Genomic DNA, 19913 nt, shown 5'->3' with positions numbered 1-19913 from the left:
CCTCTCATCCGGCGCGGATTCTTGATTCTTAACGATTTTTTGAATAAACGAACACACCGCAGTGTTTTCTTTTTGCGGTATGTCGCCGGCACTCACATCCGTCTACGCAGATCTGTAACGATCATTTACACGTTTTGAAAAGAGTCAAAAATGAAAGCACCACGGTTCAAGACACTGCTTCTGTTTCCGGTTGTTGCCATCGTAACAACCGCCTGCATTCCCACTCCGGAAGAACTTGAAACAACTCCCGTCAAGGTTCAAACGCCCAAAGGTGTCGTAACTTGTCAGCTATACCGTCACGACCGGGTGACCTGGGACCGGGCGATTGACTTCCCGGCTTCAAAAATGTCCGTGCCGGAGGCTGACGCCTACTGCCGTCAGGAAGGCCAGCGTCGTCTGAAGTAAACATTGCGGCGCCCATCATGGGCGCCGTCCCGTCATCTGTTGCGGAACAATCCACCCAGAATACCACGAACGATCCGGCGTCCGGTCGTTCCTTTCAGTTCTTTAATCACCGCGTCGGTCATCGCCGATGCAAACGTGTCTTTCCTCCGTTGCACCCGGGACGAGGATCTGCCAACCCGGCTTCCTGAAAATCTGCGAGCCGAAGAATACTCTCGTTCCATCGGTGATTGTGCCTCCAGCACTTCATCGGCCTCTGCCTGTTCAGCGGCCTTAGCGGCGGCCTCAGCCCGAGCCTGAAGGATTTCAAAGGCCGATTTTCGATCAATACCATCGTCATATTTAGACGCCATCGGCGAGGCATCGAGAATGGACCGCCGCTGGGCATCAGAAATGGGCCCCAACTGGGATCCCGGCGGACGAATCAATGTGCGCTCGACAATTCCGGGAACACCTTTTTTCTGCAGCATCGACGTGACAGCCTCACCAACGCCCACCTCACGAATTGCGGCTTCGGTGTCGAAGGCGGGGTTTTCGCGATAGGTTTCCGCCGCCAGACGCAGGTTCTTTCGGTCACGCGCCGTGAAGGCCCGCAAAGCATGCTGAACGCGATTGCCCAACTGCCCCAGAATATCCTCGGGAATATCGGCGGGATTCTGGGTGATGAAATAGACTCCCACGCCTTTGGACCGGATCAGGCGCGCAACCTGTTCGACCTTGTCCACCAGCACTTTCGGAGCACCGTCAAACAACAGATGCGCTTCGTCGAAGAAGAACACCAGCTTGGGTTTGTCAGGATCACCGACTTCGGGAAGTTCCTCAAACAATTCGCTCAGCAGCCACAGCAGGAATGTCGCATAAAGCCGTGGCGCGGCCATCAGTTTGTCCGAAGCAAGGATGTTCACCATCCCCTGCCCGTTTTCATCGGTGCGCATCAAATCGGACAGATCCAGCGCGGGTTCGCCAAACAGCTTTGTTCCGCCCTGATTTTCCAACACCAGCAATCGCCGCTGGATCGCACCGATCGAAGATGTCGATACATTGCCATATCGCAATGAAAGCTGGGCCCGGTTCTCGCCGATCCAGACCAGCAGCGCCTGAAGGTCTTTGAGATCCAGAAGAGGCATTCCCTCTTCATCGGCCACGCGGAACGCGATGTTCAGGATGCCTTCCTGCGCTTCGCTCAATTCCATCAACCGGGACAGCAGCAAAGGGCCCATTTCAGTGACCGTCGTCCGCACCGGATGGCCCTGTTCGCCAAAAAGATCCCAGAACGCAACCGGGCAGGCAGAATAGGAAAAATCGTCGAACCCAATGCGTTTGGCACGATCCATAAATGCCTGATGCATTTTGTGCGCGTCGCTTCCGGGCAAAGCCAGGCCCGAAAGATCACCTTTGACATCGGACAAAAACACCGGAACTCCGGCTTGGGAAAAGCCTTCCGCGAGGATTTGCAACGTTACGGTCTTACCGGTCCCGGTGGCGCCGGCAATCAGCCCATGACGGTTCGCATATTTCAGCGCCAGTTCCTGCGGCTGGCCATAGCCTTCGCCTCCGCCACCCAAAAATATATTCTTGCCCATTAACATTGCCTTATGTTTCACCGATCCGTGACCAGCATACAAAGTTAACCTTTGACTGCGATAGTCAATTTGCCCCGCGTTTGTTTCCCTTACGTGGGGCAGACTTCCTCCCTGTCGACTGGCCGTGCCTTCGGGCACGGCTTTTTTGCAGGTTCGAATTTGGTTTCAAAGTTCTGACCGTAATATTAAAATTTGAGGATAGCTGTTGACCCGTCTGCGCCCCTTTCGTAGGGTTTGCGCATAAATAAGTCGGCCAGTCCGACGGGGAGAACCTTTTGGAAAAGAGAGCTGGCTTATACAGCTCTCTTTTTCTGTCTCAGGGCAGTTGGTTTCTGGTGTTCTGGCAAGAATCCGTTCACGTTCAGACATGGCGTTCTGTTAGTGCCTGACACCAGTTCAGAAGAGTGTTAAACGAAGCAAAAAGCTCAAGCATCAAGTCGAGGCATTCATGATCAAGAAAATCCTCTCGCTAAGTACAGTGGCGGCAATTCTTCTATGTGGCGCAGGATATGCGCAGGACACAACGACATCCGAACCGGACAACGGTCTCGATTTGGGTCAGGAAGGCCCGCGCCCCGGAGAACAGTTCGTCAAGGAAAAGTTCGGCGACTGGGACTTGTCCTGCATCAAGGCGCAGCAAGGCGAAGACCCGTGCGCCATCGTCCAGATTCTGAAGGGCAACCAGGGTGATCCGATAGCTGAGGTGTCGATTGGAAGACTGCCCGAGGGCGGCGCGGCAGTTGCATGGGCGAATGTGATCGTTCCGTTGGAAACACTGCTGCAAGCTCAGCTCGCCCTGTCCATCGATGGTGCGCCCCGCAAGTTGTACAACTATCATCATTGCCTGCCTGTTGGCTGCGTCGCACAGCTGGGCCTAAGCCAAGGCGATATCGATGCAATGAAAGCTGGCACCAAGGCGATCTTCTCGCTGGTTCCGGCCCGCTTCCCTGATCAGGTACTGGAGATGGAGATGTCGTTGTCCGGCTTTACGTCCGGCTATGACACTCTGACCGTCAACGCGAACTGAGGGTGCGTTTACGATTGTGCCGCCGCACCGATTGCGGCGGCGCTTCGCTGATTAAATTCGCTTCAACGCCAAAACCGCATTCAGCCCGCCGAAAGCAAACGCATTGCTGAGCGCGACGTCAACTTTGGCTTCCCGAGCCTCGTTCGGCACAACATCAAGCGCGCATTCCGGATCGGGTTCCTCGTATCCGATGGTGGGTGCAATCACACCGTCCCGCAGCGCCATGATACATGCCAAGAGTTCCACCGCGCCGGTTCCACCAATCAGGTGACCATGCATGGATTTGGTCGACGATATCATCAGGTCGTCAGCATGGGGCCCAAAAACATCCGCAACGGCGGCGCATTCGGTTTTGTCATTCGCGGCCGTCCCGGTGCCGTGTGCGTTGATATAGCCCACATCGCTTGCATTCAATCTGGCGTCGGCCAAGGCACCTGACATGGCCCTTGAAGCCCCTTGCTTGCTGGGCATCACGATATCGGCCGCATCCGACGACATGGCAAAACCAACGACTTCGCACATGATCTCGGCGCCACGGGCGCGGGCGTGCTCGTATTCCTCGAAAACAAAGATACCGGCCCCTTCGCCCTGTACCATTCCGTTGCGGTTGGCGCTGAACGGTCGGCACGCATCCTTGGACATGACGCGCAACCCTTCCCAGGCCTTGACGCCTCCAAAGCACAACATGGATTCAGATCCGCCAGTGATCATGACCGGGGCCATGCCGCTTCGGACCATCTGAAAGGCCTGTGCCATGGCATGGTTCGACGACGCGCAGGCGGTCGACACGGTGAAGCTGGGGCCTTTGAGATTGTGTTCCATAGAAACATGGCTGGCCGCCGCATTGTTCATGAGTTTGGGAACAACAAACGGGTGTACCCGGTTCTTTCCGTCCTCATAAACCGAGCGATAATTGTCATCCCAGGTCGATACGCCACCGCCGGCGGTCCCCAAAACAACACCTGATTTTGCGGCCAACTCTCCGTGAAACTCGATGCCGGATTGATCGATGGCCTCTTTGGCGGCGGTCAGAGTGAACTGAGTGAACCGGTCATACAGCGACATCTGCTGACGGTTGAACCGACCTTCAGCCTCAAAGCCGCGAACCTGCCCGCCGATTTTGATGGCCAACCGATCAACATCCCGAAATTCCAGTTCCGAGATGCCGCAACGGCCTTCGCGCATGGCTTCTAGGGTGTCAGGAACCGAATGGCCCAGTGAATTGATCGTACCTGCGCCGGTAATGACAACACGTTTCATGAGCGTCAGTCAGACCTTTTCCGACACGAGCTTTTCGATCCCGGCAATGATCGCAGCGACATTGGATATGTCAAAATCGTTGGCCTCGGGTTCGTTGGCGTTGAACGGAATTGAAATGTCGAACTCTTCCTCGATGGCGAAAATACTTTCGACCAGACCAAGGCTGTCGATTCCCAGATCTTCCAGCGTGCTTTCGGGCGTCACATCCGATGGCTCCAGCACGGCCTGCTCTGCAATGATTGCGATGACGCGGTCGCTGATGCTCATGTCGATCCCCTGATTTTCAGTTTGACGATGATTTAATCGCTTGGGGTCTGTTTGAAAACAGCCTTTTTCAGTGCCTCAACGTCGCGTGCCATTCGGGGCAGTCGCCGCTGCGCCTTGTAGACATCGGTATGGGTCTCCATTTTGATGCCTGGATACCCCATGATGACGCGCCCGGCGGGCACATTTGACAGAATCTTCGTGCCCCCGCCCGAAATGACGCCGTCCCCTATGAAGATATTGTCGACCACTCCGGTCTGGCCACCCAGAACAACGTTGTTGCCGATCTCGACCGAGCCGGACACACCCGTCTGACCGCACAGCAGACAATCCCGCCCGACGCGGGTGTTGTGCCCGACATGGACAAGATTATCCAGCTTGGTGCCGTTACCGATCCGCGTGTTGCGGATGGTTCCATTATCGACGGTGCAATTGGCGCCAACCTCGACATCGTCACCGATCTCAACCGCGCCCAAAGAGTGAATACGAAGCCAGCTTTGCGCCTTGGCGTCCCCTTGATCACCCAACGTTTCGCGGGCGCGCTCAGCGCCCGAAACCTCGGGCGTTACGAAACTGAACCCGTCGCCGCCAATCCTTGCACCGGGTTGCGCGATGAACCGATCCCCGATTTGTGCGCGCGCGCCAATACTAACCATTTCGCGCAACAGGGCCTGTTCGCCAAGAATAGCGTCCATTCCCACCACGCAGAGTGCACCGATGACCGAGCCCGAACCTATTCGCGTCCGAGCACCAACAACAGTCAGAGGTCCTATTGCCACATCTGGTCCAATTTCGGCCGTTGGATCGATCACTGCGGAAGGGTGAATGCCCGGTTCAATCCCTTGCCCGCGATCCAGCATTGCGGTGATCCCCGCCATCGCCATGCGCGGACGCTTCACGAAAATGGCCGCTCGCAACCCCATTGCCTGCCAATCCGCGCCTTCCCACAGAACGGCGGCGCGCGCTTCCCCTTTCGAAAGCGCTTCGGCGTATTTCGGTGACATGGCCATGGCCAGATCTGTTGGTCCGGCATCGCCCGGCTCGGCCGCCCGCACGATCGTCAGGCCACCATCGCCTTGGCATTCGGCACCCAAAGCGTCGGCGATTTGCTGAATGGTAAACTGCATCTCGGGCTTCCTTTTGGCAGGATTTGCCCTGTGCTTAACCCTGAACGTCCGGCAGGGCCACCCCTGCCTTTTGCAGGGCCTCCCAAATCTTGCGGTCCCGGCCATAGACATCGCGGCGATACTGCACCTCGCCTTTTGGCCCGACATATGCCGTTCTATAGATCAGATGAACCGGAACTCTTTGTTCCAAATCGACCTTGGTTTCCTTTCCCGTGTTCAGAACACGATGGAAGAATGCCTTGGGATCCTCTTCCTGTTTGGCCAGCAATGCATAGGCAAATTCGAAAGGCTGTGCCAGTCGGATGCAGCCGTGCGAGAACGCCCGAACCTCACGCGCGAACAGGCTTTTCTGAGGCGTATCATGCAGATAGATATTGTACTTGTTGGGGAACATGAACTTGACCAGCCCCAAAGCATTGCTTTTGCTGGGCGGCTGGCGCATCGCAAAAGGAAAGCTTCGCGCGGTGAACTGATTGAAATCAACCGCCCCGCGATTGACCTGCCGCCCCCTGCTGTCCGTGATCTGGATATGACCGACCGCGTTGGGGTTCGCTTTCAGCTTCGGAAGGTATTCCTTGGTGATGATCGAGCGCGGAACATACCAGCTGGGGTTTATCACCATATGTTCCATCACATCCGAGAACTCCGGGCTGCGGCGATCATGCGTGTTCTTGCCGATCACCGCACGGGTTTCAAACGTGACTTGCCCGTCATCCACGATCTTTGCCGAAAAATCTGTCTGGTTGACAAGAATATGACGTGCGCCGCGATCCCGAGGCAACCAGCGCTCTCGTTCCAGAGCAACATAAACAGCCTTGAGCCGGTCCACGGCGGGGCGATTCAACTCGGCAATCGTGCCCTTGCCTGCAACACCATCGGGTTCCAATCCATGCGCGATTTGAAAGGCCCTGATCCCTTCCAGCAGCGCGGCGTCGAAAGACGGGCTGGCCGATGGTTTCATGTAGCCCATCAACACCAGCCGATTGCGAAGCTTCACGACATTGGGCCCGGTATCTCCGTATTCCAGCTTGGTTTCCGGGACAGTCGCCCCCCAACCGCCTTGATCTACCAAATCCTGAAGCGCCAGTTTCTGCTTCATCAGAGCCCGGTACTGACGGGTTTGAGGAGCCAATTGCGCAAGATACGCGGCGCCATGTGTGTTCAGGGCGTTCAGATGCTCGGCCGCGCTACGACGATCCACCGACCGAACAAGCCCGTCGTCGATGTTTCCGGGCCGAAGAAAACCCGAGTACAATGCGTCGGCAAATTCTACGAAAACCCTGCTCAGTTCAGCCTCAACGGCGCCAAGGTCGCGTGTCGAGCGTGCATCCTGCATTTTCTGAATCAAGGATGAAACAGTGGCATCAGCCTGCGGCAGACCATGCAGATGCGCATGTGACAGTGCCTGGATCAATGCGGCCCGGCGTTGCATATGCTCATCGGATTCACCCACCCAAATCGGCGAAAACCCGTTTGTCCGGTAAAACTCTGCGATCTGCGATTCCCGCGGGGTATGTTCTGCAACTGCCATCTGAAACGCCGTGTTGTGCGCAGGTTCAGAAGTGGTGTTTGCCATACTGGCAGTGGCCGCAAAACAGGCGGCAAGCAGGATACTGGTACGGGTTCGGAAAACAGAAAGCATTGGATGGCCTTAGAATCAATGGCTTGGTTGGTGATACGTGCGTCGAACAACTATGAGTTTGACTGCGCAGACTTGTCTATTCACAAATTCCTTACCGAATTGCTTCTATTGTCGCCTGATGCGCGTTTGCATCGGCCCGGTGATGCGTAGCCCACACTTGCAAATATTCTGCGCTCGGCTGTGACATTTGCGCAAAAATCTGCCGAAAATTCCCCCTTGAAAAGGTGACTATGAAACACTTCTTGGCCGTCGAATCCGATTGTGTCATAAATTCCGCATCTGGGATGGGAAAAAATTAAGACAGCGCGCGTAACATCGTGCGCAGGCAGGAACAGTACGGGACGAACCAAAATGACCAAGAGCAGTTCCTCGGGCTTGACCCGACGTGCCCTATTGGGTGCGTTTGCAGCAACAGCAGTCGCAGCAGCACCCACCTACTCCAAAGCAGCAGGCTTTTTGCGCGGCGGCGGCGATATCCGTCGCATTCGCATGTATTCCGGTCGCACGGGCGAACGGTTGGACATGATTTATTGGGTCGATGGTAAATATATCAAGGACGCTGTCAAAGAAGTGAACCATTTCATGCGCGATTGGCGTACGGATCACGTAAAATCCATTGATTTACGCACGATTGATATCATGGCGGCATCACACAACCTTTTGGATGTCAACGAACCTTACATGTTGCTGTCGGGCTATCGCTCCCCCCAGACCAACGCCATGCTCCGCGCCCGCTCTCGCGGCGTCGCCCGGAAATCGCTTCACATGAAGGGACAAGCGGCAGACCTGCGCCTGTCTTCCCGCTCCGTCTCGCAGATGGCTAAGGCTGCTATGTCATGCCGGGCCGGCGGTGTAGGTCAATATTACGGGTCCAATTTCGTGCATATGGACTGCGGTGTCGTCCGCACCTGGCGCGGCTAAGACAGCGACTTTACGATCTCGGCTTATATGACAGGGGTTTGACTGGGGCGGCCAGTTACATCCCCGCGTCTCCCCCTCCGCCGCCGGCATCACCGCCTCCGGTGTCATTGCTGGATGCTGTCGCCGCAGTGGAATTGCTGGTCTCACGAGACTTTTCATCACCGACGTCAGTGGGAACACTGGAACCGGAAGCATTGTCGCTTTCTGAATCATCATCGCTTTCGGGTTCTTCATCATCGGTCAGCTTTCCAAGGATAAACGCCAGAATTACGGCGACCACGATCCATCCTAAAACGCTTGAAGCTGAAACCCCGGTAATCGCGCTACCCAATAGTGCTACAATCACGACAACGATTATCAGCTTCTTATTTGAAGAGATGACTTTCACATTCCTTCCTCCATTTGAGCTGACGCGCGCCAGCCTCGTTCGGAAAGTGTACATCAAAAAAACCACTGCTTGAGGGGGTAAGCCTCAAAATGATTGTCAGGATTGTTAGAGTGGTGGCAAGCGGGCGAAAAACGAAGGCGTGCAGACACTATCCATGGCCCGAAAAGGTATTCGCGTTGAAAATATCCCGAGAGGGGATCAGCCAGGACACCTTTCGTAGTTTCAACAGCAGATGCGGCTTGGAACTGTTGGAAGCAAAGATGCTTCGGGCGCTGGAAACCGAGAACGCGAAAGCAGAAGAATTCCTGGCCGGTCAGATGTTGAATGACGCTATTCTGCGGCATATCCTCGGACCAGCGCAGGACCCTTGTCCTTCATTAGCGACGGCCATGTGGCCTGCGAACTTCTGCCAATTCGGCGCAGAAGTTCCTGTTTTGCCAAAAAGCCTTAGAAATATGGCGATGGTGGCGCACCTGAGAGGATTCGAACCTCTGGCCTCTGCCTTCGGAGGGCAGCGCTCTATCCAGCTGAGCTACAGGTGCCTTGGCCGTTAGCTAACCTTGTTCCAATCCGGGTGCAACTGAAAATCGTGATTGTTGCACCCTCTTTGAAACCAAAATCAGGCGAAAAGATCATGCGCCAATTCAAGCGCTTCGATCAGTGTGTCGACCTCATCCGTCGTGTTATATAGACCAAAGCTGGCACGGCAGGTCGCCGTGACGCCCAGGTGATCCATAAGCGGGCCCGCACAGTGATGCCCGGCGCGGACGGCAACCCCTTTTTTGTCCAGAATCGTGGATACATCATGGGCATGGCCGGCCCCGTCCAGCGTAAAGCTGAAGATGGCTGCCTTGTCTGGCCGCGTGCCCTGAACCTGAAGCCAGTTGAGACCGTTCAGGCGCTGCATGGCATAGTCCCGCAGGCCGGATTCATGGGCGGCAATGTTGTCCATTCCCAAATCCATCATGTATTCCAGCGCAACGCCCAGGCCAATTGTTTGGACAATGCCGGGTGTTCCGGCCTCGAACTTCATTGGCGGGTCGTTGTAGATCACCTGATCCTTGCTGACCTCTTTGATCATGTCACCGCCACCGACAAAGGGGCGCATCTCGGCCATGCGTTCGGACTTGATGTAGATCGCACCCGACCCCGACGGGCCATACAGCTTGTGGCCGGTGATGGCGTAAAAGTCGCAACCGATGTCCTGCACGTTCACCGGCATATGCACCGCGCCCTGACTGCCATCGACCAGCACCGGTACGCCCCTGGCATGTGCACCTTCGGTGATGGCTTTGACATCCACGACGGTACCCAGAACATTGGAACATTGCGTCACGGCCACAAGTTTGGTTTTCGGGCCGATCGCATCGATCACCGCCTGCGGATCCAGCCCTCCGTCCGCGTCCACATCCACCCACTTCAGAACAACGCCCTGCCGTTCCCGCAGGAAATGCCAGGGCACGATGTTGGCGTGATGCTCCATGACGCTCAGGACGATCTCATCCCCGGCTTCCAGGCGCGGCATGGCCCAGCCATAGGCAACAAGATTGATTCCTTCGGTCGTTCCGGAATTCAGAACGATCTCATCCTCGTTCGATGCCCCCAGGAAACGGGCGATGATGCCGCGAACAGCTTCGTATTTCTCGGTCGACAGATTGGACAGATAGTGCAATCCACGGTGAACATTCGAATACTCTTCGGAATAGGCACGGGTCACCGCATCGATGACGACCTGAGGCTTTTGAGCAGACGCACCGTTGTCCAGATAGGTCAACGGCTTGCCATTCACCTGACGTGACAGGATCGGAAAGTCAGAGCGAATTTTCTGCACATCATACATGATACGGTTTTCCTAGACAGGCGCGGCCGGTGTTAAATACAGGACGAAGGGAACCGCAATCAGGGCTGACAACAGAATTACGGCGATAGACTTCCAAAGGGATCCGAATTGATGCGCTTCGTTCAGGAAATGAAGCGTGATGTAAAGGCTCAGGATCGCCGTCGCGAACAGCATCATCATCATCAGAAACGGCATCGTCAGGCTTAGAATAAGGGTCATGACCAGGGCGACGATTTGCAGGAACTGCAACCACACCGTCAGGACCATCAGATCTTCAAAGCTTGCTTTGCCGCCTATCGCTTTTCCAACGACGAAGAACGCGAGGATGCTCAGCAGCATTGCTCCGGCGGATCGCAGCAAAACAACGGGGATGCTTTCGGGAGGCGGTGCGATTTGACCTTGCGGCTCGGGCACCGACAAATCGATTCCCAACTGCACGAGACAGTTCAAAACCACTGCCAGCGCAAAGGCCAGCCACAACCCTTCCCGCCCCGGTTTCAGGGACAACAGCTGGCGGGCGGCTTGGTCGGGGCTTCTGATCGTCAGAACCGCCAGAGCGCCGAGGGAATTGATAGTCATGCAGCGGACCTTTGTACTTGTCTCAGACCGGATAACCAGAACCAGACAAAAACAGCAACCCAGACGACACCCACAATTGTCAAAGCGGGCCCGGGCCCGATGAACCCGGCAACCAGACCATTGAACAAGACCAGGGGGGCGGATGCCAACAACGCCCAGAACAGGGCCAGTCGTGCGCCATAAGCAGTGCCCTGCCCGCCCGTCATCCGCGCCGCCCAATACGAAATCAGCGCCAGCGTGTAGAAAAACAACGGCAGTATGAACACCGACCCCAGCAAAGCGCCGCCCAAAAGCATGTTCAGCTCGACGCCTTCAAGATGCGCTTTGCGGGCAAGGCTGGGCATTTGCGCGACAAAAGCCACCAAGCAAAACGCCATGACAAACACCAGCGCCCTGTCTTCCCGCTGACCCATTTCAAGAAGCCGGCGCACCACGCGCCCCGGCCCCCGGTATGTAGCCAATATGTCAGACGAGACGGCCATCAGCTACGACGCGCCAGCCACCCTTCCAGACGGCTTACGATCTCTTCCGCCAAGGCGCTGTCGTCGATCTCATCCACCGCTTCGGCAAGAAAGGCCAAAGTCAGCATGTTGGTTGCGTCCTTGACCGGCACGCCACGGGACCGCAGATAAAACAGCGCGGTTTCGTCGATCGCACCCGAGGTCGAGCCGTGCGAACACGCCACGTCATCGGCATAGATCTCAAGCTCGGGCTTGGCGAGGAATTGGCTGTCATCATCCAGAAGCAGCGATTGGCTGATCTGGTAACCGTCGGTCTTCTGGGCGCCTTCCTTCACGAGGATCTTGCCCTGAAACACGCCCGTCGCCCCGTTGCGCAGCACTTTCTTGAACACCTGACGGCTTTCGCAGTTTACCGCGTCATGGGTGATGAAAACCGTGTCATCATGATGGAAGTCTCCATCGCCAACACAGGCCCCGGCCACATGGGCGACCGCGTCATCGCCTGTCAGCTCAACGACCTGCTCATTGCGGGTCAGCACGCCATTCACTGTCAAAGTGAAGGATTTATAGACAGACTCCGTACCCAGACGGGTGAACATATGGGTCGCGGCCCGGCGTTCATGGTCCCTGCCCTGCGCGCGCACATGGTGCAGCGTGCCCTTGTCGGCGATGTCGATCTCCATGCATTTGTTGAAGCGTGACGCAGCCGGGCCGGTTTCCAGTATGGTGGCCTCGGCCCCGCTTTCCACGCGAATGACGTGGTGCAGGATCGCATCCGAGGTCGGCGACGCATGGCGATAGATCAGGTTGATCGGTTTGGACGGTTTGCCGGTGACATGAATGGCCACACCATCCGACGCAAAAGCCGTGTTCAGCGCCGCCAGCGGACGCTGGACCGGAGACTGACCGCGCGTCTCTAGCACGCCATACAGGTCTTTCGCCCAATGAATGTCCTTGCAGCAGATATCCTCGAGCCGGTCGATGGTCACGCCTTCCAGCGTCAGGTCGTCCGACTCTTCGGCGCTGAATTCACCGTCCACGAAGACGATGTTCAGCCGGTCGAGTCCGCTGAACATCAACGGCTCGTCATCGGCAAACACCGCAGCCGGAGGCGCGTCTGGCGAGACCAGAGTGTCCGGTTGAGTGTATTTCCAATATTCGTCACGCCGTCCGGGCAGACCAGTTTCCAGAACACGGGCCAGCGCGTCTTCGCGCGCGGCGCGGGTGCATCCCGCGTCGGGCATGGTCAAGGCAGACAGCCGGGCCTCGGTCGCGGTTTGTTTGACTTCGGGCAAGGCCATCAGTTCACCTCGGCAAGAATGTCGGCATAACCGTTGTTTTCAACCTCAAGCGCCAGATCTGGGCCTCCGGTTTTGACAATGCGGCCATCGGCCATGATGTGCACGACGTCGGGTTTGATGTGATCCAGCAGGCGCTGGTAATGGGTGATGACCAGGAACCCGCGACCTTCATCGCGCAGCGCATTCACACCTTCGGCGACCAATTTCATCGCATCCACATCCAGACCCGAGTCGGTTTCGTCCATGATGCACATCTTGGGTTCCAGCATGGCCATTTGCAGGATTTCATTGCGCTTTTTTTCACCGCCCGAGAAGCCTACATTGACCGGACGCTTGAGCATATCCGCGTCGATCTTCAGCGTCTTGGCCTTGGCACGCACTTCCTTGAGGAAATCCGCGGCGGACAGCTCGTCCTCACCCCGCGCCTTGCGCTGTGCATTCACGGCGGTGCGCAGAAAGGTCATGTTGCCCACGCCCGGAATTTCGACCGGGTATTGGAAGGCCAGAAACACGCCGGCAGCGGCGCGCTCTTCCGGTTCCATCTCCAGCAGATCCTCGCCATCCAGCGTGGCGGAACCCTCGGTCACTTCGTACCCGTCGCGGCCCGACAGCACGTAGCTGAGTGTTGACTTGCCTGACCCGTTCGGCCCCATGATCGCGTGTACCTTGCCGGCTTCAACCGTCAGGTCCACACCCTTTAGGATCTGCTTGTCTTCTTCTTCAAGCTTCACGTGCAGATTCTTGATTTCCAGCATTTTTTATCCTTTTGCGTATCGCAGGGGGGCACCGTGGCCCCGAAACCTTTTTATCCCAGCAACTTGCGGATCAGACGCGCGACGATCCAGCCCAGGATCGCCCCTCCGCCAACCGCCCAAACCGGGTTGATGAATTCCATGTGGTTGATGTTGACGTAAGCCATACCCACCAGACCGCCAAGAACCGGAAACGCGTAACCCAGCCAGGTCAGCACGTCTTCTTTCCGGATGCCGCTTCGTGACGCCCGCGTCATCAGCCAACCGACCCTTCCAGCGAGATTGCCACCAGTTGCTGCGCTTCCATGGCGAACTCCATCGGCAGTGCTTGCAGAACGTCCTTGCAGAACCCGTTGACCACCAAAGCCACGGCCTCTTCTTCATCCATGCCGCGCTGACGGCAATAGAACAGCTGATCGTCATCCACCTTGGATGTCGTCGCCTCATGCTCAACGCGGGAGGAGTTGTTCTTGACCTCGATATACGGAACTGTATGCGCGCCGCATTTGTCGCCGATCAGCAAGCTGTCGCACTGGGTATAGTTGCGGCTGTCCTTGGCCTTCGGGTGCATCGAGACCAGACCGCGATAGGTGTTCTGCGCCTTGCCCGCACTGATGCCCTTGGACACGATGCGCGACTTTGTGTTCTTGCCCAGATGAACCATCTTGGTGCCGGTATCGGCCTGCTGATAGTTGTTGGCAATCGCGATCGAATAGAACTCACCCTGACTTTCGTTGCCGCGCAGGATGCAGGACGGGTATTTCCACGTCACGGCCGAGCCGGTTTCGACCTGCGTCCACATCACCTTGGACCGGTCGCCCCGGCAATCGGCGCGCTTGGTCACGAAGTTGTAGATCCCGCCCTTGCCGTTCTCATCCCCGGGGAACCAGTTCTGAACGGTCGAGTATTTCACTTCGGCGTCTTCTTCGACAATGATCTCGACCACGGCCGCGTGCAGCTGCGCGGTGTCGCGCTGGGGCGCGGTGCAGCCTTCCAGATAGGACACGTACGAGCCTTTGTCGGCGATGATCAGCGTGCGCTCGAACTGGCCAGTGTTTTCGGCGTTGATGCGGAAATAGGTGCTCAGCTCCATCGGGCAGCGGACACCGGGCGGAATGTAGACGAAGGACCCATCCGAAAACACGGCCGAGTTCAAAGTTGCATAAAAGTTGTCCGACACCGGAACCACAGTGCCCAGATACTTTTTGACCAGCTCAGGATGTTCCTTGATCGCTTCGGAAATCGAACAGAAAATCACACCGGCCTTTTTCAGTTCGGCCTGAAAGGTCGTGCCGACGGACACCGAGTCAAACACCGCGTCCACAGCAACCTTGCGCCCCTCGGCCGGCGCATCCTCAGCACCTTCGACGCCGGCCAGAATCATCTGTTCTTTCAGAGGGATACCAAGCTTTTCGTAAGTGGCCAGCAGCTTGGGGTCGACATCGTCCAACGATTTGGGTTTCTCTTCCATCGATTTCGGACGCGCATAGTAATACTGATCCTGAAAATCGATCTTCGGATATGTGACCATGGCCCATTTCGGTTCTTCCATCTTGGTCCAGCGTTCAAACGCGGCCAGACGCCACTCGGTCATCCATTCCGGTTCTTCATTCTTTTCCGAGATCAGACGAACGATGTCCGGGTTCACACCTTTCGGCGCGTAATCCATTTCAATGTCCGTGTCCCAGCCGTATTTATAGGTTCCGACCTCGCGCACCGCATCCACGGTTTCCTGATCGACACCCTCTTTCACCTGGGTCTGGTCCAAAGCGGCCATAACTTACCCTCCGTCAGATCACGCGGCGCGCGCGCGATGCTTTTTCTCTTTCTCAAGCCACGTTTCGGCGAAACGCAGCACATCTTCTTCCGTTGTCCGAGGTCCCAGCGATACGCGGATTGCGCTGCTGGCCGTTTCCTCGTCAAATCCCATGGCGGTAAGCACCGCGCTGGAACGAACCTTGCCGCTGGAACAGGCAGAGCCCGCACTGACCGCAAATCCCGACAGGTCCATTTGCATGACCTGGGTTTCGCCCTTCCACCCGGGCGCAGCAAAACACAGGGTGTTCGGCAGGCGTTGCCGCCCTTTCCCGACAAAAATAGGTGATTTTACAGCGGCCTCAAGAGCGTTTTCTAGAATATTTCTAAATTCTTCGATCTGCTCCCAAACGCCATTGGCCAGATCCCGCATCGCAGCTTCAGCTGCGGCCCCGAACCCCACGATACCAATGACATTTTCGGTTCCTGACCTGCGGCCCATTTCCTGGCCGCCCCCCTTGATCTGTGCTGCCAGATCGGTTCCGCGCTGCATCACAACGGCCCCGACACCCTTTGGACCGCCCAGTTTATGCGCCGAGACCAGGGCCATCTGTGCATTCATCCAGTTGAACGCGACGGGCAGCTTGCCAAAAGCCTGTGTGGCGTCTGTCACGGCTAGGCCGGACGGCAGTGTTTGAACAATCCCCGTCTCTGAGTTTGCCAATTGCAATGTCGACATTTCGGGCGCGATTACCTGCACGTCTCCGGCCTCGGAAACCGTAAGATCCTCTTTGATCCAAGCTCTTACCGCGTCATGTTCAATCGCCGCGCCGTGCAATTGGCGCCCCGACAAGGCCAGCGCCGAACCTTCGGTTGACCCAGATGTAAAGACGATATCCGCTCCATCCGCCCCAAAGGCCGATGCAACCTGGGCCCGGGCGCGCTCGATCAGAGCTTTGGCGGCCCGACCTTCCGCATGAACCGACGAGGGATTGCCGCAGACATCCATCGCCGCAATCATCGCGTCCCTCGCTTCGGGGCGCAGCGGCGTTGTTGCATTGTGATCCAGATAAACACGTTTCATGGATACATCTTTTCGCCGACAGGCTTCATTTCATATCCCGCCCGTTCAGATCATTCATCTACAACGGAAAACAGGCTCGGAACGGCCGGGCACGGGGCGAGGTCGTTCTTGATCACATCTGACAAACGGGTTTGATGCAGGAACACATAGACATGCGCACTGAGACTTTCCCAAAGCCGATTGGTCAATGATTGAGCGCGGCTGCCGGACGAGGCCCCGGACGCTCCTGCCCCTTTTTGCAGCGCATCAACGGTTTCGTCCACGGCCGCCAGAATTTCGACGACACGAATTTCGGATGCCGGGCGTGCCAGTCGATACCCGCCGCCGGGCCCCCGCACGGAAGACACCATGTCCGCCCGGCGCAGTTTGACAAAGAGCTGCTCGAGATATGGTAACGAAATGTCCTGCCTTTCGGAGATTTCCCCAAGCGTCACCAGTCGTTCCGTCGGCTGGAGCGCAATATCCGCCAGGGCGACCATTGCGTAACGCCCTTTGGTCGACAGCTTCATTCCATGCCCCCTTTCAGCAGGATTTGCGCGAAATCATTGACGCCGACGTTGCCAGTGCGTATCTCCGACTGACAGCGCTGGTATGCGCCAAGCAACATAATTAGAACCGTTCTAAGGTGCCCGACGATTATCGTCAAGTATATCCGGGCATCGGCACGAAAAAGACAGGACCAAAGCACACATGCCCGAGGTGATTTTTCCCGGACCCGAAGGCCGCCTGGAAGGCCGCTACCACCCGCAAAAGGAAAAAGACGCACCGATCGCCATCGTGCTTCACCCGCACCCTCAGTTCGGCGGGACCATGAACAACAAGGTGGTCTACAATCTGCACTATGCCTTCTACAACATGGGCTTCACCGTGTTGCGCTTTAACTTCCGCGGCGTCGGTCGCAGCCAGGGCGAGTATGATCAGGGCGTGGGCGAGCTGAGCGATGCGGCGTCGGCGCTGGACTACCTGCAGTCGATGAACAACAATTCGAAACACTGCTGGGTCGCAGGTTTCTCGTTCGGTGCGTGGATCGGTATGCAACTGCTGATGCGCCGCCCTGAAATCACGGGGTTCATCAGTGTATCGCCCCCTGCAAACATGTATGACTTTTCGTTCCTTGCCCCCTGCCCGTCTTCCGGCCTGATCATCAACGGCACCGCTGACAGGGTGGCGCCACCGGCTGACACGACCTCGCTGGTGAACAAGCTGCACGAGCAGAAGGGAATCACCATCACGCACACCGAAGTGGAAGGTGCAGATCACTTCTTTCAGGATCGTCACATGGACACGCTGATCACCAATGTCAGCGACTATGTGAAACGCCGCCTGACCGAGAACACCCGCTGATGTCCGACACCATCACATCTCTTGCCGCCAAACTGGCCGAAGATACGATGAAGGTTATGGATGAGACGGGCGAAGACAGGTTCTTTGTCGAAGTTGGTGAAGTGCTCGGGGCCGCGTCTCAGTCTCTGGAAGAGGCGTTTCTGACGGAAATTCGTGTTCGGTTGGCTGAAAGGAAAGCCAGGCAGTTCGTGATCAAACGCTTGTCTGCGCATCGTGCAAAGCAGAAGGCGATCGAAAAGCAATGACCGACCGTTTGTCGGCGCAAATCGCATTTCTGAAACGGGCCGACGAACTGAAAATGGTCGAGCGGGCAAATGTCCTGCTTGACCAGTCCAGACCCGAAAATTCGGCAGAACACAGCTGGCATCTGGCCTTGTGGGCCCTTGTCATGGCCCCGTTGGCAGGGCCGGATGTCTCGATTGATCGGGTCATACGCATGCTGTTGCTGCATGACCTTGTTGAAATCGTTGTCGGCGACCACCCAATTCACCTTGAGACTGATTGGAACTTGGTTGCCAAGGCCGAGCAAGCTGCAGCCAAAGAGCTGTTTGGGCTTTTGCCAAAGGATCAGGCCGATGCGTTTCACGCTGTCTGGCGTGAATTTGAAGAGGATCAGACCGCCGACGCCCGGTTTGCAAAGGTTCTGGATCGTTGTCAGCCTCTGTTTCAGGTTCTGTGTGCACCGAACCCCAATCCGGATCACGTGGACATAGCGCGTTCAAATCTCGAAGGCGGTCGCGCCGCCTATCTGGAACAGGTTTTTCCACTGGCCTACGAGCACGCCGCAAACCTGCTGGCTGGTGCAGATACGCAGGCCAACGCGTTTACGACACGGCTGGCGTTTCTGACCGAAGCTGATCAGCTGAAGTCTGTTCTCCGTGCCTCGCGGCTGATGGCGGGTGATCGTTTCGAAAACTCGGCAGAACACTCATGGCACATCATGCTCTACGCCTGGGTCCTGGCTGAAAATGCGCCCACAGGGATCAGTGTTGATCGGGTCCTTCAAATGCTTTTGCTGCACGATATCGTTGAAATCGACGCTGGCGACAATCCGATCCACGGGCAGGTCGATCACGCAGCGCAAGCAGCCAAGGAACAAGCGGCCGCCAAGCGCTTGTTCGGGTTGCTGCCCGACACGCAATGCAACACCTTCACGACATTGTGGCACGAGTTTGAGGCGGCAGACAGCCCCGACGCCAGGTTCGCCAAAGCTGTTGATCGTTTTCAGACACCTGTCGCGAATCTGGAAACCGGTGGCGGATCGTGGGTCGATTACAAGGTAACATATGCCCAGCTTGAGGCGCGCGTTCAGCCTGCGATTGCAGCAGGTTCTCCTGGCCTGTGGGATTGGCTGCAACCGCAACTGGCAGCACACTTCCAAAGCGCCGAGGCTGTACACCACTAGGCAGAAAAGAAAAAAGGAGCCCGACGGCTCCTTTTTCCCTGCTAAGCTCTACGTGGCGCTTAAAAAACACTACTACCATCAAACTGTTCAACCATGTTGGCTGCTTCAACTTCGACGGACCCCCCGTCAGCAAGCCACCCAATCGCCACTATCAGACCCGCAGCAAATATTACGGATTTCGAAAATGTCGTCATAACTCAAAACTCAATAACAAATCATAAAATACGTTGAGAAGACTACACCAATTCGATTCTCTGAATAGTCAGGTATACCTGACCTCAGATGGTATTCTCATATCCTCAGACCCAAAAAATCGCCTTGCCCACCCCTTCGGTTTCATGCTCAACGCGAGGGTATCTTTCCTGTTTCGAGGATCAAAATGCCCCAAGCGTATCTGTATCTGATGCTGGCTGTTGTTGCGGAAACCATTGGCACCACGGCCTTGCAGGCCAGTCAACAATTCACGCGGTTCTGGCCGTCCGTCCTTGTGGTCGTGGGGTACGGACTCGCGTTTTACCTCATGGCGCTGACGCTGAAATACATGCCTGTCGGTATCGTTTATGCGATCTGGTCCGGTCTGGGCATCTTTCTGATCGCCGTGATCGGATTCATCGTGTTCGGCCAAAGGCTGGATTGGCCTGCGATCCTAGGGTTGACGTTGATCTTGTCCGGAATCCTGATCATTCACCTCTTTTCCAAGACTGCCGGTCACTGATCCACGGTTAGGGCTGGTATATTTTGTCGCGCCGCGCTATGCGCGCGGCAACTTCCCGTTCAA

At 56.5% G+C, this 19913-nt stretch carries 22 protein-coding genes and 1 tRNA gene; 7 read left to right on the top strand and 16 right to left on the bottom strand.

All coding sequences use genetic code 11. The features are described 5' to 3' along the window. The first annotated feature begins 150 nt into the window (after positions 1-150). Positions 151-405: a hypothetical protein gene (locus GOW09_RS04245; RefSeq protein ID WP_171115893.1), complete on the top strand. Its 255-nt coding sequence runs from the start codon at positions 151-153 to the stop codon at positions 403-405. Between the two features lie 32 nt (positions 406-437). Here GOW09_RS04245 and GOW09_RS04240 read toward each other — a convergent pair whose 3' ends face one another. Continuing rightward, positions 438-1985 (bottom strand): helicase HerA-like domain-containing protein, encoded by a 1548-nt coding sequence (locus tag GOW09_RS04240; RefSeq protein ID WP_171115891.1) that lies wholly within the window; start codon positions 1983-1985, stop codon positions 438-440. 448 nt (positions 1986-2433) lie between these two features. Here GOW09_RS04240 and GOW09_RS04235 point away from each other — a divergent pair, with 448 nt between their 5' ends. Next, the gene (locus GOW09_RS04235) at positions 2434-3012 is read left to right on the top strand and encodes an invasion associated locus B family protein (protein WP_171115889.1); all 579 of its coding nucleotides are present in this window, start codon (positions 2434-2436) and stop codon (positions 3010-3012) included. 51 nt (positions 3013-3063) lie between these two features. Here the strand turns inward: GOW09_RS04235 and GOW09_RS04230 are convergent, their stop codons facing one another. Genes GOW09_RS04230 through GOW09_RS04215 form a run of 4 tightly spaced genes read right to left on the bottom strand, consistent with a single transcriptional unit; the run spans position 3064 to position 7305 of the window. Beyond that, positions 3064-4272, bottom strand: coding sequence for a beta-ketoacyl synthase (locus tag GOW09_RS04230; protein WP_152458002.1), 1209 nt, complete (start codon positions 4270-4272; stop codon positions 3064-3066). Between the two features lie 9 nt (positions 4273-4281). Continuing rightward, a complete protein-coding gene (locus GOW09_RS04225; protein ID WP_152458003.1) occupies positions 4282-4539 on the bottom strand; it encodes an acyl carrier protein in 258 nt (85 codons plus the stop codon). Positions 4540-4571: 32 nt separating this feature from the next. Then, positions 4572-5663: a UDP-3-O-(3-hydroxymyristoyl)glucosamine N-acyltransferase gene (lpxD, locus tag GOW09_RS04220; protein WP_171115887.1), complete on the bottom strand. Its 1092-nt coding sequence runs from the start codon at positions 5661-5663 to the stop codon at positions 4572-4574. 34 nt (positions 5664-5697) lie between these two features. Then, the gene (locus GOW09_RS04215) at positions 5698-7305 is read right to left on the bottom strand and encodes a L,D-transpeptidase family protein (protein ID WP_171115885.1); all 1608 of its coding nucleotides are present in this window, start codon (positions 7303-7305) and stop codon (positions 5698-5700) included. Positions 7306-7656: 351 nt separating this feature from the next. Here GOW09_RS04215 and GOW09_RS04210 point away from each other — a divergent pair, with 351 nt between their 5' ends. Further along, a complete protein-coding gene (locus GOW09_RS04210) occupies positions 7657-8226 on the top strand; it encodes a DUF882 domain-containing protein (protein WP_152458006.1) in 570 nt (189 codons plus the stop codon). 55 nt (positions 8227-8281) lie between these two features. On the opposite strand, the gene GOW09_RS04205 is transcribed toward GOW09_RS04210, so the two are convergent. The 11 genes from GOW09_RS04205 to GOW09_RS04155 all read right to left on the bottom strand — a co-directional run bounded on the left by GOW09_RS04205 (position 8282) and on the right by GOW09_RS04155 (position 16895). Continuing rightward, the gene (locus GOW09_RS04205; protein WP_171115883.1) at positions 8282-8614 is read right to left on the bottom strand and encodes a hypothetical protein; all 333 of its coding nucleotides are present in this window, start codon (positions 8612-8614) and stop codon (positions 8282-8284) included. A 465-nt stretch (positions 8615-9079) separates the two neighbouring features. Further along, positions 9080-9156 (bottom strand) — tRNA-Arg (locus tag GOW09_RS04200). A gap of 77 nt (positions 9157-9233) precedes the next feature. Then, entirely contained in the window at positions 9234-10454 is a 1221-nt protein-coding gene (locus tag GOW09_RS04195; RefSeq protein ID WP_152458008.1) for a cysteine desulfurase, read from the bottom strand. Between the two features lie 12 nt (positions 10455-10466). After that, entirely contained in the window at positions 10467-11033 is a 567-nt protein-coding gene (locus GOW09_RS04190; RefSeq protein ID WP_171115881.1) for a YIP1 family protein, read from the bottom strand. Then, complete coding sequence (locus GOW09_RS04185; RefSeq protein ID WP_171115879.1) at positions 11030-11515, bottom strand: YIP1 family protein; 486 nt, start codon at positions 11513-11515, stop codon at positions 11030-11032. Before GOW09_RS04185 ends, GOW09_RS04190 begins: the two co-directional genes overlap by 4 nt. After that, positions 11515-12795, bottom strand: coding sequence for a SufD family Fe-S cluster assembly protein (locus GOW09_RS04180; RefSeq protein ID WP_171115877.1), 1281 nt, complete (start codon positions 12793-12795; stop codon positions 11515-11517). The genes GOW09_RS04185 and GOW09_RS04180 overlap by 1 nt, the downstream gene beginning before the upstream one ends. Then, positions 12795-13550: a Fe-S cluster assembly ATPase SufC gene (gene sufC, locus GOW09_RS04175; RefSeq protein ID WP_152458012.1), complete on the bottom strand. Its 756-nt coding sequence runs from the start codon at positions 13548-13550 to the stop codon at positions 12795-12797. Before sufC ends, GOW09_RS04180 begins: the two co-directional genes overlap by 1 nt. 50 nt (positions 13551-13600) lie before the next feature. Continuing rightward, on the bottom strand, positions 13601-13804 hold the full coding sequence (locus GOW09_RS04170) for a hypothetical protein (protein ID WP_171115875.1): 204 nt from the start codon (positions 13802-13804) through the stop codon (positions 13601-13603). Beyond that, on the bottom strand, positions 13804-15324 hold the full coding sequence (gene sufB / locus GOW09_RS04165; RefSeq protein ID WP_171115873.1) for a Fe-S cluster assembly protein SufB: 1521 nt from the start codon (positions 15322-15324) through the stop codon (positions 13804-13806). The genes GOW09_RS04170 and sufB overlap by 1 nt, the downstream gene beginning before the upstream one ends. A gap of 18 nt (positions 15325-15342) precedes the next feature. Further along, positions 15343-16386 carry a cysteine desulfurase family protein gene (locus GOW09_RS04160; protein WP_171115870.1) on the bottom strand — a complete coding sequence of 348 codons (1044 nt, stop codon included), beginning with the start codon at positions 16384-16386 and terminating at the stop codon, positions 15343-15345. 50 nt (positions 16387-16436) lie between these two features. Next, positions 16437-16895: an Rrf2 family transcriptional regulator gene (locus GOW09_RS04155; protein WP_171115867.1), complete on the bottom strand. Its 459-nt coding sequence runs from the start codon at positions 16893-16895 to the stop codon at positions 16437-16439. A gap of 181 nt (positions 16896-17076) precedes the next feature. Between GOW09_RS04155 and GOW09_RS04150 the strand changes: the two genes are divergently transcribed. From GOW09_RS04150 to GOW09_RS04135, 4 genes are all read left to right on the top strand, one after another. After that, positions 17077-17730, top strand: a complete 654-nt coding sequence (locus GOW09_RS04150; RefSeq protein ID WP_152458017.1) for an alpha/beta hydrolase — start codon at positions 17077-17079, stop codon at positions 17728-17730. Further along, entirely contained in the window at positions 17730-17975 is a 246-nt protein-coding gene (locus GOW09_RS04145; protein ID WP_152458018.1) for a hypothetical protein, read from the top strand. Before GOW09_RS04150 ends, GOW09_RS04145 begins: the two co-directional genes overlap by 1 nt. Beyond that, positions 17972-19135, top strand: a complete 1164-nt coding sequence (locus GOW09_RS04140; RefSeq protein WP_171115865.1) for an HD domain-containing protein — start codon at positions 17972-17974, stop codon at positions 19133-19135. The genes GOW09_RS04145 and GOW09_RS04140 overlap by 4 nt, the downstream gene beginning before the upstream one ends. A 379-nt stretch (positions 19136-19514) precedes the next feature. Further along, positions 19515-19850, top strand: a complete 336-nt coding sequence (locus GOW09_RS04135; protein ID WP_152458020.1) for a multidrug efflux SMR transporter — start codon at positions 19515-19517, stop codon at positions 19848-19850. Positions 19851-19913 lie beyond the last annotated feature (63 nt).

The organism is Ruegeria sp. HKCCA5463, from assembly GCF_013034175.1.
In the GTDB taxonomy this organism is placed as follows: Bacteria; Pseudomonadota; Alphaproteobacteria; order Rhodobacterales; family Rhodobacteraceae; genus Ruegeria.
The sequence above is the reverse complement of the archived record's forward strand: the minus strand, read 5'-3'. Positions and strand labels throughout refer to the sequence as shown.

Bases quoted from the DNA above. Each gene is read 5' to 3' on its own strand.
- GOW09_RS04240 (WP_171115891.1), bottom strand. From the start codon at position 1,985: ATGGGCAAGAATATATTTTTGGGTGGCGGAGGCGAAGGCTATGGCCAG.
- GOW09_RS04150 (WP_152458017.1), top strand. From the start codon at position 17,077: ATGCCCGAGGTGATTTTTCCCGGACCCGAAGGCCGCCTGGAAGGCCGC.
- GOW09_RS04235 (WP_171115889.1), top strand. From the start codon at position 2,434: ATGATCAAGAAAATCCTCTCGCTAAGTACAGTGGCGGCAATTCTTCTA.
- GOW09_RS04140 (WP_171115865.1), top strand. From the start codon at position 17,972: ATGACCGACCGTTTGTCGGCGCAAATCGCATTTCTGAAACGGGCCGAC.
- GOW09_RS04225 (WP_152458003.1), bottom strand. From the start codon at position 4,539: ATGAGCATCAGCGACCGCGTCATCGCAATCATTGCAGAGCAGGCCGTG.
- GOW09_RS04195 (WP_152458008.1), bottom strand. From the start codon at position 10,454: ATGTATGATGTGCAGAAAATTCGCTCTGACTTTCCGATCCTGTCACGT.
- lpxD (WP_171115887.1), bottom strand. From the start codon at position 5,663: ATGCAGTTTACCATTCAGCAAATCGCCGACGCTTTGGGTGCCGAATGC.
- GOW09_RS04230 (WP_152458002.1), bottom strand. From the start codon at position 4,272: ATGAAACGTGTTGTCATTACCGGCGCAGGTACGATCAATTCACTGGGC.
- GOW09_RS04135 (WP_152458020.1), top strand. From the start codon at position 19,515: ATGCCCCAAGCGTATCTGTATCTGATGCTGGCTGTTGTTGCGGAAACC.
- sufB (WP_171115873.1), bottom strand. From the start codon at position 15,324: ATGGCCGCTTTGGACCAGACCCAGGTGAAAGAGGGTGTCGATCAGGAA.
- GOW09_RS04210 (WP_152458006.1), top strand. From the start codon at position 7,657: ATGACCAAGAGCAGTTCCTCGGGCTTGACCCGACGTGCCCTATTGGGT.
- GOW09_RS04215 (WP_171115885.1), bottom strand. From the start codon at position 7,305: ATGCTTTCTGTTTTCCGAACCCGTACCAGTATCCTGCTTGCCGCCTGT.
- GOW09_RS04185 (WP_171115879.1), bottom strand. From the start codon at position 11,515: ATGGCCGTCTCGTCTGACATATTGGCTACATACCGGGGGCCGGGGCGC.
- GOW09_RS04160 (WP_171115870.1), bottom strand. From the start codon at position 16,386: ATGAAACGTGTTTATCTGGATCACAATGCAACAACGCCGCTGCGCCCC.
- GOW09_RS04170 (WP_171115875.1), bottom strand. From the start codon at position 13,804: ATGACGCGGGCGTCACGAAGCGGCATCCGGAAAGAAGACGTGCTGACC.
- GOW09_RS04190 (WP_171115881.1), bottom strand. From the start codon at position 11,033: ATGACTATCAATTCCCTCGGCGCTCTGGCGGTTCTGACGATCAGAAGC.
- GOW09_RS04245 (WP_171115893.1), top strand. From the start codon at position 151: ATGAAAGCACCACGGTTCAAGACACTGCTTCTGTTTCCGGTTGTTGCC.
- GOW09_RS04155 (WP_171115867.1), bottom strand. From the start codon at position 16,895: ATGAAGCTGTCGACCAAAGGGCGTTACGCAATGGTCGCCCTGGCGGAT.
- sufC (WP_152458012.1), bottom strand. From the start codon at position 13,550: ATGCTGGAAATCAAGAATCTGCACGTGAAGCTTGAAGAAGAAGACAAG.
- GOW09_RS04145 (WP_152458018.1), top strand. From the start codon at position 17,730: ATGTCCGACACCATCACATCTCTTGCCGCCAAACTGGCCGAAGATACG.
- GOW09_RS04180 (WP_171115877.1), bottom strand. From the start codon at position 12,795: ATGGCCTTGCCCGAAGTCAAACAAACCGCGACCGAGGCCCGGCTGTCT.